Raw genomic sequence first — 14,480 nt, 5'->3', positions numbered from 1 at the left:
ATGGGCCTTGCCGACCTGAAGAAGAAACACAATCTGCATCATCAGAAGAAGTTCACCATAGACGAGTTCATCGAGGATGCGGACTTCTATGCCAAGGGCAAACCCAAGGTGGTCAGCCTTGAGCTGAACCTGCATCGGGAGGAAGCCCTGACGGCACTCGCCTTTATCGAAAGCGGCGACTATCTGAAACCCAGCTATAAAAAGGCCACCTTCTCCCTGAGCACGGCCGCCATCGACGAGCTTGGCAGCCTGACCCAGCAGGACGGCATGAACAAATCCCTGTTGCTGCGCCTATTCACCCACTATTTCTCTTCACTGAGCCCGGAAGAGCGTCAGACCATCTATGAACGGCTGCAGGAGCACAGCTGACCCACCATATTGGTAGTCATTCTCACCTTATTCGGCAACCACACATCTGCCTCTTCCCCCTTTCTGAACCCGAGTTAAACGACGTGTGAGACATTCGCCATCCTCCCTGTGAGCCAGACGCCGAAAAAGATCCCGCGATAATCGGAAGATAGGATCTAAAAACCTGAACATTTAACACTCAACCATATGATTTTAAATGACAAAAATCACAACAAGTTTCTTGCGTAACGAGATGCGTAAAAACGTTTTTCATGCTGACGTTGTCGTCCCCTGCGAAATCCTTATAGTTACTCATGCACGGACGCAATGAAGTCGGTCAGGAAGACTGGCTGCCAGGGTTGGGCAAATGGACTCACCACAGGATGTGGTAAAGGACACCTCCCAGGACGGAGAAAGTGCGACGGGAACGGATGACTCGTCAGGCCATGATGGCTAAAGGACACCCCAAAGGATTGGGAAGGGGAAACCTAAAGGAAGAGGTATAGTCAGGGATTGCAGGGAGCAACTTCGTTCAAGGACATGAGCGATAAGACTATCGGGGGCGACGCAAGTCGCCCCCATCTTTTTGGCCTTTTTTACCTGGCCCCCCAGATGCCGTTATTCCAGCCGGAAGTGCCCCACTATCTCCCTCAGTCTGTGATAGGTCTGCTGCATTGAAGCCGAGCTGGTCACAGTCTCTTCCCCATTGTGCGTCAGCTGACGGATCACCTCGGCGATGGCGCTCATGTTGCGATTTATCTCTTCCGCTACCGCACTCTGCTGTTCGGCCGCCGTGGCGATGTGGCTGATGAGATCGTTGATCTCCACCACCTCGCCGGCCATCAGGTCCAGCGACTCGTTGACCTTGGTGGTGTTCTCGGCGGCGCCCTGACAGCTCTGCTTGGTGTTGCTCATGGCCTCCACCACTGTGCGGGTACCTCGCTGCAGACTGGCCAGCATGGTCTGGATCTCGGCGGTGCTCTTCTGGGTGCGAGCCGCCAGCGAGCGGACCTCGTCCGCCACCACAGCGAAGCCGCGTCCCTGCTCACCGGCGCGGGCCGCCTCTATGGCGGCATTGAGCGCCAGCAGGTTGGTCTGTTCGGCAATGCTGCCGATCACCCCGAGCACCGAGCCAATCTGCTGCACATCCTGCTGCATGGCTTCGATGGAGCGGGCTGTTTCCTCCACCTCGTCCACCAGCGCCATCACGCTGGCCATCGCCTGATCAACCACCTGACGGGACTGGCTTGCCAGCTGCTGGCTCTGGCCGGTCAGCTGGGCCGTGCTGGCGGCACTCTCCGAGACGGAAACCGCTGTGCGGCTCATCTCGTTGATGGCGGTCACCACCTGCTCGGTCTCGCGCACATGGTCCGCCAGCAGGGATTGCGCAGCCCCGGTCTGGCTGGCCAACCCCTCGATACCGTTGTTGAGCTGGCCGCTCGCCTGCCGCACCTCCCCCATCATCTCCTGCAGACGCTCGATGAAACGGTTGATGCCGGCCGAGATCTGGCCCAGATCATCCGTGCTGGTCACCGTCAGGCGGCGGGTCAGATCGCCACTGCCACGAGACAGCTCCAGCACCAGATCCCGCAGCGAGAGGATGGGACGATAGGCGACATTGAGCGCCAGCATGGCCAGCAGCAATACCAGCACGGCGACCGCCAGCAGGGCCATGACGATCTGGCCATTGAGCGCCTGGGTCATGGTACGAATGTAGTCGAGGTCTATGTAGCCGGTCAGCGTCCAGCTGCTGCCGCGAATATCCAGCGGGTTGGGGCGTGACTCGCTCTCACCCTGCGGCTTGCTGCTGTAGAGCACATTGCCCTGACCGTCGGCAAGGGAGAAGTAGCGCCCCTCCCCGCTCACCTTCTCCAGCAGGTTCTTGAACTCGCTCATGTCGAGGTAATAAAGGTAGGCAGAGTCGGCACCACGCGGTACCAGGATGGAGATGACGGGTTTGCCATCCAGCTGCTGCAGCGGGCTGACTGTGATCCGGTTGTTCGCCTCAGGGATCAGCTTGCGCAGGGCGTCGACCCTGGCCGTGTCGTTGATGACGCCGCTCACGTCGAACGCCATGTCGCCGATCACCTTAACTATGTTATGAAAGCCGGTCTCTTCCAGGGTCTTCTTGACGTTGGTCACCCCGAAGTTGAGGTTGGCCGCCAGCAGGATTTTCTGATTGATGTCCCCCGCCAGCTTCTCTTTGACCAGGGCTATCTGTTCGTTGATGTTCTGGGTGGCCTGAGTGCGAATGTAGCCACTGATGAAGTGATTCACGCTGAGCCAGGCGGTGCCGATGGTGACCAGAATGGCCAGCAGCAGCAAGACGTAAATCTTGACCTTGAATGGCATGGGATCCCTCCAGAAGAGAGGGCCGGCATGGCCAGCCCCCTCTGCCAATCGTTATTTCTTCTTGGCGTACTTCATGGAGTCCAGGGCCACCGCCAGTATGATGATGCCGCCCTTGATGATGAACTGCCAGTAAGGGCTGACTCCAATATAGGTCAGACCATAGTTGATCAGGGTGAAAATGAGCACGCCCGTGATCACCCCGGCAACCGTCCCCACGCCACCGGCGAAGGAGACACCGCCCACCACGCAGGCCGCGATGGCATCCAGCTCATACATGAAGCCCAGGTTGTTGGTGGCACTGCCGATGCGGCCCGCCTCCAGCATGCCGCCGAAGGCGTAGAAGACACCCGCCAGGGCATAGATCATCACCAGGTTGACCGCCACATTGACGCCGGAGACCTTGGCCGCCTCGGGGTTGCCGCCGATGGCGAAGATGTTTTTGCCAAAGCGGGTCTTGTTCCACAGTACCCAGACAAAGACGCTGGCGATGGCGGCATAGAAGGTGAGATAGGATAGCTTGAACCCTCCCAGCTTGATGAAGCCCTGCGCAAAGCTCGAGAAGCGAGGATCGAAGCCGGCCACCGGTGAGGCGCCCACGGAATCAAAATAGAGGGAGTTGATGCCGTAGACGATGATCATGGTACCCAGGGTGGTAATGAACGGGGTCACATTGAGATAGGCCACGATCAGACCGTTGACCAGGCCTATCAGGGCACCCACGGCACACACCAGCAGGATCACCACCGGAATCGGCACCTCCCCCAGGCTGGGGAACACCTTGTTGACGTTGGTCAGCGCCTGCAACATGGTGGCCGCAATCAGCGCCGCCAGGCCAACCTGGCGACCGGCCGACAGATCCGTACCCTGGGTGATGATGATGCCCGCCACCCCCAGCGCTATGATGACCCGCACCGAGGACTGGGTCAGTATGTTGCTGAAGTTGGTGAGGCTCAGGAAGGATGGCTCCTTGATCACTATGATCATGAGCAGCACCAGCAACACCACATAGATGCCGTTCTCTTTGAGCGCCTGCATCAGATTGAAATTTTTAGCCGACTCCATAAATGTCTTCCTGTCTCTAAAGGTACAGAGATGCCAGGCGCAGTATCTCGCTCTGGTCAGTTTCTTTGGTATTGACGATCCCGGCGACCCGGCCATTGCTCATCACCATGATTCGATCCGTGATCCCCAGCAATTCCGGCATCTCTGAGGAGATGATGATGATGCCCTTGTCCTTCTTGGCCAGCTCCAGGATGAGCTGGTAGATCTCGAACTTGGCACCCACGTCAATCCCGCGAGTCGGTTCATCCAGCATCAGGATCTCCGGCTGGGTCAGCAGCCAGCGGCCGATAATGACCTTCTGCTGGTTGCCACCGGACAGGGAGCCGATCTGGGTCTGCTGGGTCGGGGTTTTGACGCGCATGGAGTCGATGACCCACTGGGTATCGCTCTTCATCTTGTTGTTGCTGAGCAGCCCCATGGAACTCTTGTAGCTGTCCATGTTGGCGATCAGGGAGTTGAAGGCGATATCGAGGCGGGAGTAGATGCCGGTGGAACGGCGCTCTTCCGTCACCAGCGCGAATCCGTTCTGAATGGCCTCGTGCGCCGTGTGATTCGCCACTACCTTGCCGTGCAGCTTGATGACACCCTCGTTGCGATCGCGAATGCCGAACAGGGTCTCGACGATATCGGTACGCTTGGCCCCCACCAGCCCGGCGATGCCGAGGATCTCCCCCTTGTGCAGATCGAAGGTGATGTCCTGAATGGAGGGCTGGTTCTTGGCCGTCAGATGCTCAACCTCGAGGATCACCTCTTTCGGCTGGTTGGTTTTTTCCGGGAAGCGCTGGGTCAGTTCACGGCCAACCATCATGCCGATGATCTGATCCATGGTCATGCCCTCGAGCGGCTGGGTCGCCACCCACTGGCCATCCCGCAATATGGTGATCTCGTCACACAGCTGGAAGATCTCTTCCATCTTGTGGGAGATATAGACGATGCCGCAGCCCTTCTCTTTCAGCTTGTTGATGATCTTGAAGAGATGATTGACCTCTTTCTCGGTCAGGGAGGAGGTCGGCTCATCCATGATGACGATCTTGGCATCGTAGGAGAACGCCTTGGCGATCTCGATCATCTGCATCTGGGACACCGAAAGCGTGCCCACCTTGACCCTGGGATCTATGTCAATATCCAGCTCGTCGAAGATGTGCTTGGTGTCGTCATACATCTTGCCGTGGTCGATGAACCAGCCCTTGGTGGGATAGCGACCGAGCCACATGTTGTCCATTACAGTGCGTTGCAACACCAGGTTCAGCTCCTGGTGCACCATGGAGACGCCATTCTCCAGCGCCTCTTTGGAGGAGGTGAAATTGATCTCCTGTCCCTTGAAGAAGATCTTGCCCTCATCCTTCTCATAGATGCCGAACAGGCATTTGAGCAGCGTGGATTTTCCTGCCCCGTTCTCGCCCATCAACGCATGCACAGAATGAGGACGGACCCGTAAATTGACTTTATCGAGTGCCTTGACGCCAGGAAAACTCTTACTGACGTCAATCATCTCCAACAGCCATTCTGATTGTTGCTGTGTTGTCATATCAGCCATCACATCTGGTTGAAAAAAGGGCAAGGGGATCTCCCTTGCCCTGGAGGGGGGAATTACTCGAATTGGGACAGGTTGTCTTTATCCACACCGACGTAGGCAACACGGACGACCTTGTCGACTATGTTCCACTTGGTGCCTTCACCGGCCGGTTTGCCTTCAGCCAGGTTCTTGGTCAGCTCGAAGGTGGCCTTGGCCTGGTTGGCCGCATCGTTCAGCACTGTACCCGCCATGGCACCGCTCTTGACCATGGCCAGGGCTTCCGGCAGCGCATCGACGCCAAACACCGGGATGGCGGTCTTGCCTTGCGCTTTCAGGGATTCAACGGCACCCATCGCCATGCCGTCATTGTTGGCGATGACCACTTCGATCTTGCTGGCGTTGGGGCCGGAGATCCAGGCATCCATCTTGTCCTTGGCCATGGCGGTATCCCACATACCTGTATCCATGTGCAGCTGTTCGGTTTTGACGCCGCCGTCGTTCAGGGTCTTGATGACATAGGTGGTACGGGCTTCCGCATCCGGGTGGCCCGGCTCGCCCTTCAGCAGTACGAACTGGATGACGCCATCCTTGTTCAGATCCCACTCCGGATGGGCTTTCCAGTGTTTGGCGATCAGCTGACCCTGGATGATGCCTGACTCCTTGGAGTCGGTACCCACGTAGTAAGCCTTCTCATAACTGGCCAGATCAGCAGCACTCGGCTCCTTGTTGTAGAACACCACGGGCACATCTTCGCCACGGGCCTTCTCGATCACGACAGGGGCCGCCGCCGGGTCAACCAGGTTGATCGCCAGGGCCTTCACCCCTTTGGCCAGCAGCACGTCGATCTGATCGTTCTGCTTGGACTGGTCATTCTGGGAGTCATTCATCAGCAGCTCCACACCCGGGTTTGCCGCTGCTTCCTTCTCGATTGCCTTGCGCACCACAGCCATGAAGTTGTCGTCGTACTTATAGACTGTCACCCCGATACGGGTTTCGGCATGGGCAGTGGCTCCTGCCATCAGGCTCATCAGCACGGCGGCAATTGTCGTGATTTTTTTCATTGTTATGCTCCGATCTCTCTATCTGTTTTTTGTAGGGAATGCTGTACACCAATTGAACTGGCGCCAGCCTAATGTAATCAGTTTGTTGTGTGATGTTCTGTGATCCTGACAACAAAATGAAAACGTTTACACTCTGTTACATAGCAACAAAACAATTAAATATCATATGTTTATGAGTAATCATTTTCGACTGAGGCCTTATCGCCGCCTCAGTCGACCCAACCATGGCTCAGATTCAGCGTAGAACACAGTTCCAATAGTAGCCGCCCGGCTGCAACCAATATTCCGGTCGCACGCTCTGACTCCAGGAGTCATCGCCCCCAATCCCCATGTGGAAGCCATCGAGGCAGAGATGCAGGCCCCCCTCGGCCACCAGATCTGTCTGGTGACGGGCCAGGGTCAGCTGCTGCTGGCTGTAGCGGCTGATGCTGAAGTGGAACTGGCCCTCGACGGCAATCTCGCCAAGCTGCAGTTGACGGGTATCACAGCGCAGCCCGTTGTCGGTCGGGAACACATAAGGGGTATGCAGGTTCGCCAGCGGCAACTGCCAGCGACCGAGATCGGCGCCGAGCAGACGATCCGGATAGTTCTCGTGAGGGCCCAGACCCAGCCAGCTCAACTCTGCCACCTCGTCGACCAGCCAGAGCAGGGCGCCGATGCGGGGCAACGACGGCATGCCGGCCGCAACCTCGACGGCTATGGTGAGCGCCATGGCGCCGTCCGCACCGAAGCTGTGCTGCCAACGGGTCGACAGCTTGAGCGTCCCCTGGACGAAGTAACCGTGCCTGACCAGCACGCGGCCATGATGGGGATCCACCTCCAGCCCAAGACAGCGATGCTCAAGTTCGTTGAGTCCAACGCCTTGCCAGCGGGCAATCCAGGCGTTGGGATCTATGTGATCCGCCTCGCTGGCACCTATGTCGTTGTCGAGCGGCGCGCGATAGAAGTGATCGGCAATGGCATCCTGCAGCCGTTCGCGGCCATGTTTCTGCCAACTGCGGATGCGGCCGCTGGTTTTGTCCAGTTGCCACTCGCTGCCAGCCGCGCAAACGAGCCAATGATCCGGCAGCTCCTTTATCACGGCGGGGTTAAACGCCGCCGGTATCGCCATCGGCGTTGGCAGCATAAATTGCTGGCGCGCCACCTCATGCTCCGGCTCAGCCCAGGCCGTGGCGGCGGGTTGCACTATGGCCAGATCCAGCCAGGCGAGGGAGCCCGCCGCAAAGGCCGGCAGCGCATCCAGCAGGGTCAGTACCACGCTGGCCCGGGGCGCCAGGCTGAGTGGGCATTCACCCTGTTGCAGCACAAGGCCGTTCTCGCACAGTTGCCAGCGCAGCAACTCGTTGTCCGTCACACGGAACAGGTATTCATTGTGGATCTCGACCGTCAGCGGCAGCTGGCTGTGCAGCGTCAGCACAAAAGGTTGCTGGGCCCGCTTCGCCTCGAACAGGGCGGGATGGGGCGTCCGATCCGGGAACAGCAGGCCGTTGCAGCAGAACTGGCGGTCATTGGGCTGGTCGCCGAAGTCACCGCCATAGGCCCAGTAGTGGCGGCCATCGTCGGTCTGCTTGTCGAGCCCCTGATCCACCCAATCCCACACGAAGCCGCCCTGCAACCTGGGGTGATCGCGAAACGCCTGCCAGTAGTGGGCAAAGCCCCCCAGGCTGTTGCCCATGGCGTGGGCGTATTCGCAGAGGATGAGTGGCCGGGTCTCGCCCGGCAGGCCGATCCACTTGGCCAGCGCCCACTTGGGCACCGCCGGGAAGGGCTGGTCCTGATGGGTGCGGGCATACATGGGGCAGATGATGTCGGTGGCCGGAGTATCGGCTCCGCCCCCTTCGTACTGTACCGGACGGCTCGGATCCGCCTGCTTGGCCCAGCCATACATGGCATCGTGGGCCGGGCCGTAGCCCGACTCGTTGCCAAGGGACCAGACGATGATGCTGGGGTGGTTGAAGTCGCGCGCCACCATGCGGGTGACCCGCTCCAGGAAGGCGTTGCTCCAGGCCGGATCCCGCGCCAACCGCCCCATGGGGGTCATGCCGTGGGTCTCCAGATTCGCCTCGTCCACCACATAGAGACCGAGCCGGTCACACAGTCGATAGAACTCGGGATGGTTGGGGTAGTGGGAGCAGCGCACCGCGTTGAAGTTGTGCCGCTTCATCAGCAGCAGATCCTGCTCGATGGCGGCAGGAGTTACCACATGGCCCCTGGCTGCATCGTGTTCGTGCCGGTTGGCGCCGCGGATCAGCAGGGGCTGGCCGTTGACCCGCAGCAGACCGCCCTTGATCTCCACCGCCCGAAAGCCCACGTCATAGGCCTCGCTCTCGATGGGCTCGCCCTGCTCGCCGAGCAGGGTCAGGGTCAGTCGGTAGAGGTGAGGCGTCTCGGCACTCCACTTGCGCGGGGCCGCCACCTCGAGCCAACACTCGGCGCGATCCTCATAGGCCCCCTTCTCGTCGATGGCTGCCGTGCCGAGCCGCTGACGCAGGGTCGCCACCCGCTCTGTGCCGTCGTAGAGGCTGACCTCCACCGACAGGCCCGCTGCGTTGGCGGCCTGCAGCTCGATCTTGAGACGAGCATCCCGATAGCAGGCATCCAGCTCGGGCGTAACCCGGATATCCATCAGATGACGGGCCGGTTTGTGCAGCAGACTGACGGAGCGGAAGATGCCGCTCAGGCGCCACATGTCCTGATCCTCCAGATAGGAGCCATCGGACCAGCGCAGCACCAGCACAGCCAGCCGGTTGCCGCCGGCCTGCAGGAAGGGGCTCAGATCGAATTCGGCGGGCAGCCGGCTGTCCTGGGAGTAACCCACCCAGCGGCCGTTGCAGAACAGGTAGAAGGCGCTATCGACCCCGTCGAAGATGATGCGGGTCTGGCCGCCGGCCAGCCAGTCGGCCGGCACGCTGAACTCGCGAGAGTAGCAGCCAGTCGGATTGGCGGCCGGCACCCTGGGCGGATCGCAGGGGAAGGGATACTTGATGTTGGTGTAGATGGGGCCATCCGTGAGCGGACGTGACGCCGGGTAGGCGGCATCCAGCTGCCAGTTGCCCGGCACCCTGATGGCACACGCCTGCGGCAGATCCTGCGTCAGCCAGCCATCGGGCACCCGCTCGGGCGCCTCGAAGAAGGAAAAGCGCCATTCGCCATCCAGCAGCAGGCGGGACGGCGAAGCGAGATCGGCACGGGCGTCGGCCTCGCTGCGCCAGCTGAACAAGGGGGTATGGGCAGCCAGACGATTCACCGATGTAATCGCCTGGGTCTGCCAATCCTGACGGGCCACTATCTCCCTGAGCATTCTTCTCTCTCCCTGCATGAACGCCGAAAACGTATGCAGTGTAGGGGAGTTTTGCCCGGTGATCGGCGATCCCGCTCACACGGATGTAAACGATTACACTGATTTTGTTAAGTAAAACAGGGTAAAAATGAGCTAAATGAAGGTAAAAGACCGAGCCCCCGGATCACAGGCCTGAAAAACGGCGATCCGGGGGAGGGAAAGAGGCGTGAATAGAGGGGGTCAGGCCCGTACGGGGGCCACGGAGTGACGATTGATCAGGGTCGGCGTGTAAATGCGGCTCTGCACCGACTCGCACTCACCCGCCGCCAGCTGCAATGCCAGCTTGGCCGCCTGAGCCGCCATCAGCTCGATGGGATAGCGCATGGTGGAGAGCTTGGGTCTCAGGTATCTGGCGTAGATGATGTCATCGAAGCCCACCACCGAGACCTCCTCCGGCACCTTGAGGCCGTTGTCGGCCAGCACAGAGATGGCGCCGGCCGCCATGGCATCGTTGTAGGCCACCACGGCCGTGATGGGCTGTCCCTTGGCCAGCAGGTTGAGCATGGCGCGCTCCCCCCCCTCCTCGTTGGGCATGCCGCTCTCCACCAGCTCGGGATCGGCGAACAGCCCAGCCTCGGCCAGCGCATCCTGATAACCTTGCAGGCGCAAGGTGGCATCCTCGATGACGTGATCCGAACTGAGGAAGGCGATGTGGCGGTGGCCCAGCTCCAGCAGATGACGGGTCGCCGTGGCGGCCCCCTGCCGGTTGTTGAGGGCGATGCAGCGCCCCTTCAGGGCCGGGATGTCGCGGTTGATCAACACCATGCCGGGCACCCGCTGGGCGTAGTCGATCAGCTCCTCATCGCTCAGTGCCTTGCTGTGCACCACCAGCGCCTCGCAGCGCTTGCCGATCAGCAGCTCGATGGATTCCCGCTCTTGCTGCGCCCGGTGAAAACCATTACCCATCAACAGGTGCAACCCCTGCTCCACCGCAATCGCCGCGACCCCCTTGATCAGGGCGCCGAAGAAGGGATCCGCCACGTCACCCACCAGCACCCCCATGGTGTCACAGGTCCTGCTGACCAGCGCACGGGCATTGGCGTTGGGGGTGTAGCCCAACTCGGCCATGGCCTTCTGCACCACCTCGCGGGAGGCGGCACTGGCCTTGGGTGAGTTGTTCATCACCCGTGAAACCGTTGCCACAGATACCTTGGCCAAACGGGCGACATCCTTGATGGTGCTCATGCTGTTTTCACTTATTTCACGGTTCAAGACGGCGCCATTATACCGAGCAATGTCACTGATAACAGGGGAAAAAGCCACATGGCTGCATTTATGACCACAGCAACAAGTGTAATCGTTTCCACATATTTGTTAACCAGTTCACAGTTTACCCGTCGGAGCCTCGGCTAGACTCCTTCACAGGCTTTTTTAGCGTGGAGAAGAGGATGAAAGTACTGGTCACCGGCGGCTGCGGCTACATCGGCAGCCACACCTGTCTGGCCTTGCAGGCCGCGGGAATGGAACCCGTGGTGGTGGATAACCTCTGCAACAGCAAGGCGGGCGTACTGGCTCGCATCGCCGCCATCAGCGGGCGTGAACCCCTCTTCTATCAGGGGGACATTCGTGATCCGGCCCTGCTGGATCGCATCTTCGGCGAGCAACAGATAGCCGCAGTGATCCACTTCGCCGCCCTCAAGGCGGTCGGTGAATCGACCCGTCTCCCCCTCGAATACTACGAGAACAATCTGGGCGGCACCCTCACCCTGCTGCAGGCGATGAAACGCGCCGGGGTCAGCAGCCTGGTGTTCAGCTCGTCGGCCACCGTCTATGGCGATCCGGCCAGCACACCCATCCGGGAGGATTTCCCGCGCAGCGCCACCAATCCCTACGGGCGATCCAAGCTGATCATCGAGGAGATCCTCGAGGATCTGCAGCGGGCCGAGCCCCACTGGAGCATGACGCTGCTGCGCTACTTCAATCCGGTCGGCGCCCACGACTCAGGCACCCTGGGGGAAGATCCCCAGGGCATACCCAACAACCTCATGCCGTTTTTGACCCAGGTCGCCATCGGCCGCCGCGACTCTATCTCCGTCTTTGGAAACGATTACCCCACCGTCGATGGCACCGGGGTGCGCGACTACATCCACGTGATGGATCTCGCCGAGGGGCACGTCAAGGCGCTGCAACATTGCGCCAGGCAGGGGGGCGTACACGTCTACAACCTGGGCACGGGCCAGGGCCAGAGCGTGTTGCAGATGGTCGCAGCGTTCGAAGCCGCCTCCGGTCGGCCGCTGCCCTATCGCATCGAACCCAGGCGCCCAGGCGACATCGCCGAGTGCTGGGCCGATCCCGCCAAGGCCGAGCGCGAGCTGGGCTGGCGTGCCAGCCGCGACCTCGCAACCATGTGCACCGACAGCTGGCGCTGGCAGTCCGCCAATCCGCAGGGGTACGAGGCGTGAACATGCCCAGTGCGACTCGCCCTCCCTCGTCCGCCCAGCAGGCGGCCAATCCATCCATTTCATCAGGTAATGAGGAGTGATGATGTTCAACCCGGTTGATCACCCCCACCGTCGTTTCAACCCGCTGACCGGTCAATACGTGCTGGTCTCCCCCCACAGGGCCAAGCGCCCCTGGCAGGGCCAGGTCGAGAAGGTCAGTCAGGCGCCGAGCCAGTCCCACGATCCGGATTGCTTCCTCTGCGCGGGCAACCAGCGCGTCACCGGCGACAAGAACCCGGACTATCAGGGCACCTTCGTCTTCACCAACGACTTCGCCGCCCTGATGCAGGACACCCCGGCCACCGACGCGGCACAGGATCCCCTGCTCAAGCTGGAGGCCGCCCGCGGCACCAGCCGGGTCATCTGCTTCTCGCCGGATCACGGCAAGACACTGCCCGAGCTGCCGCTGCCCGCCATAGAGGCGGTGATCACCACCTGGATGGAACAGGTGGCCGAGCTGTCAGCCCAGTGGGAATGGGTGCAGGTGTTTGAAAACAAGGGCGCCGTCATGGGCTGCTCCAACCCCCACCCTCATGGCCAGCTGTGGGGCAGCGATTTTCTGCCCAACGAGATCGCCCGCGAAGAGCAGCACCAGCGCGACTGGCTGGCCGAGCACGGCCGCCCGCTGCTGCTCGACTATGTGGAGCGGGAGCTGGCGGATCGCACCCGCATCGTGGTGGAAACCGCACACTGGCTGGCCGTCGTTCCCTTTTGGGCCGCCTGGCCGTTCGAAACCCTGCTGCTGCCCAAGACCCATGTGCCCTCCCTGCTCGGCCTCACCCCCGAGCTGCAGCAGGATCTGGCGGTGGCGCTCAAGGAGCTCACCAGCCGTTACGACAACCTGTTCGAGTGCAGCTTCCCCTACTCCATGGGCTGGCACTTCGCGCCGCCGCACTCCGACTGCCCGGAAGCCTGGCAACTGCACGCCCACTTCTATCCGCCCTTGCTGCGTTCCGCTACGGTGCGCAAATTTATGGTGGGCTTCGAGATGCTGGCCGAGACCCAGCGCGATCTGACGCCGGAACAAGCGGCAGAACGACTGCGCGCCCTGTCCTCCATGCATTACAACCAGGCTGACGGGGAGAAGCGATGAAACCCAGTCAATGTGTTCCGACCCCGGAGCAAGCCGTGAGCCCCATTTACTACAACCCGATCAGCCAAGCCAATGAGGAGGCCCTATGACCCCCAGCCAACGCGTCAGCGCCGTTTTTGCAGAGCAGTTTGAGCAGCAACCCGACCTGCTGGTGCGCGCCCCCGGTCGCGTCAACCTCATCGGCGAACACACGGACTACAACGACGGCTTCGTGCTGCCCTGCGCCATCGACTACGAGACCTGCGTCGCCATCGGCCTGCGGGATGACAGCCTGGTGCACGTGATCGCCGCCGACTACGGCAACCAGCGCGACCTGTTCGATCTGAACCAGCCCATCACCCACCATGCCGATCAGCGCTGGAGCGACTACATACGCGGCGTGGTGAAATACCTGCAGGTGCGCGGCCATGCGCTGCGCGGCCTCAACCTGGTGGTCTCCGGCAACGTGCCGCAGGGCACAGGCCTGTCGTCGTCCGCTTCGCTGGAGGTGGCCATAGGCCAGGCCTTCAAGGAGGCGTTGGGGCTCGACATCAGCCAGGCCGAGATCGCGCTCAACGGCCAGCAGGCGGAGAACCAGTTCGTCGGCTGCAACTGCGGCATCATGGATCAGATGATCTCCGCCAGCGGCAAGCAGGATCATGCCCTGCTGCTCGACTGCCGTTCGCTGGAAACCCGCCTCATCCCCATGCCCCCCGATCTGGCGGTGCTGATCGTCAACTCCAACGTGCGCCGCGGCCTGGTGGACAGCGAATACAACACCCGCCGTCAGCAGTGTGAAACCGCCGCCCGCCACTACGGGGTCAAGGCGCTGCGCGACCTCGACATGGCCGCGCTGGAAGCGGGTAAGGCCGGGCTGGATGAGGTCTGCTACCGCCGCGCTCGCCACGTGGTGGGCGACAATACCCGCACCCTGGCCGCCGCCGATGCGCTGGAGTCCGGCGATCTGGTGCGTCTCGGCGAACTGATGGCCGAGTCCCACGCCGCCATGCGCGATGACTTCGAGATTACCGTGCCCCCCATCGACGGTCTGGTGGAGATCATCAAGGCCAGGCTTGGCCGCGAAGGCGGTGTGCGGATGACGGGCGGCGGCTTCGGCGGCTGCGTGGTTGCCCTGCTGCGCCCGGCACAGGTCGCCGAGGTGATTGCCGCCGTCGACGCCGAGTATCCGGCCCGCTTCGGTCTCAAGGCCGACAGCTATGTCTGCCGCGCCAGCGCGGGGGCGGGAAAACTATGAGCCCATTTATGATGCAGGCCGACGGCTACGTCT

Annotated in this window: 10 protein-coding genes; 4 read left to right on the top strand and 6 right to left on the bottom strand. The window is 61.0% G+C overall.

Going from position 1 to position 14,480, the window contains the following annotated elements; genetic code table 11:
* Window positions 1-369: a hypothetical protein gene (locus AACW87_RS22290; protein WP_043142730.1), complete on the top strand. Its 369-nt coding sequence runs from the start codon at window positions 1-3 to the stop codon at window positions 367-369.
* Between the two features lie 597 nt (window positions 370-966).
* Here the strand turns inward: AACW87_RS22290 and AACW87_RS22285 are convergent.
* The 6 genes from AACW87_RS22285 to AACW87_RS22260 form a co-directional block, all read right to left on the bottom strand.
* Window positions 967-2,700: a methyl-accepting chemotaxis protein gene (locus AACW87_RS22285; protein ID WP_241326199.1), complete on the bottom strand. Its 1,734-nt coding sequence runs from the start codon at window positions 2,698-2,700 to the stop codon at window positions 967-969.
* A 51-nt stretch (window positions 2,701-2,751) separates the two neighbouring features.
* On the bottom strand, window positions 2,752-3,762 hold the full coding sequence (gene mglC, locus AACW87_RS22280) for a galactose/methyl galactoside ABC transporter permease MglC (RefSeq protein ID WP_042870254.1): 1,011 nt from the start codon (window positions 3,760-3,762) through the stop codon (window positions 2,752-2,754).
* 16 nt (window positions 3,763-3,778) lie between these two features.
* Window positions 3,779-5,299, bottom strand: coding sequence for a galactose/methyl galactoside ABC transporter ATP-binding protein MglA (gene mglA, locus AACW87_RS22275; RefSeq protein WP_043142972.1), 1,521 nt, complete (start codon window positions 5,297-5,299; stop codon window positions 3,779-3,781).
* Between the two features lie 53 nt (window positions 5,300-5,352).
* On the bottom strand, window positions 5,353-6,339 hold the full coding sequence (gene mglB, locus AACW87_RS22270) for a galactose/glucose ABC transporter substrate-binding protein MglB (RefSeq protein ID WP_043142734.1): 987 nt from the start codon (window positions 6,337-6,339) through the stop codon (window positions 5,353-5,355).
* A 235-nt stretch (window positions 6,340-6,574) separates the two neighbouring features.
* On the bottom strand, window positions 6,575-9,640 hold the full coding sequence (locus AACW87_RS22265; RefSeq protein ID WP_241326198.1) for a beta-galactosidase: 3,066 nt from the start codon (window positions 9,638-9,640) through the stop codon (window positions 6,575-6,577).
* Window positions 9,641-9,859: 219 nt separating this feature from the next.
* On the bottom strand, window positions 9,860-10,864 hold the full coding sequence (locus AACW87_RS22260) for a substrate-binding domain-containing protein (protein WP_042870263.1): 1,005 nt from the start codon (window positions 10,862-10,864) through the stop codon (window positions 9,860-9,862).
* 203 nt (window positions 10,865-11,067) lie between these two features.
* Here AACW87_RS22260 and galE point away from each other — a divergent pair, with 203 nt between their 5' ends.
* The 3 genes from galE (at window position 11,068) to galK (ending at window position 14,447) form a co-directional block, all read left to right on the top strand.
* Window positions 11,068-12,081, top strand: a complete 1,014-nt coding sequence (galE, locus tag AACW87_RS22255) for a UDP-glucose 4-epimerase GalE (protein ID WP_241326197.1) — start codon at window positions 11,068-11,070, stop codon at window positions 12,079-12,081.
* An 82-nt stretch (window positions 12,082-12,163) separates the two neighbouring features.
* On the top strand, window positions 12,164-13,213 hold the full coding sequence (locus AACW87_RS22250; protein ID WP_241326196.1) for a UDP-glucose--hexose-1-phosphate uridylyltransferase: 1,050 nt from the start codon (window positions 12,164-12,166) through the stop codon (window positions 13,211-13,213).
* An 85-nt stretch (window positions 13,214-13,298) separates the two neighbouring features.
* A complete protein-coding gene (gene galK / locus AACW87_RS22245) occupies window positions 13,299-14,447 on the top strand; it encodes a galactokinase (protein ID WP_241326195.1) in 1,149 nt (382 codons plus the stop codon).
* The last annotated feature ends 33 nt before the right edge of the window (window positions 14,448-14,480 follow it).

Source organism: Aeromonas sp. MR7, from assembly GCF_963899385.1.
Classification (GTDB): Bacteria; Pseudomonadota; Gammaproteobacteria; order Enterobacterales; family Aeromonadaceae; genus Aeromonas; species Aeromonas bestiarum.
The sequence above is the reverse complement of the archived record's forward strand: the minus strand, read 5'-3'. Positions and strand labels throughout refer to the sequence as shown.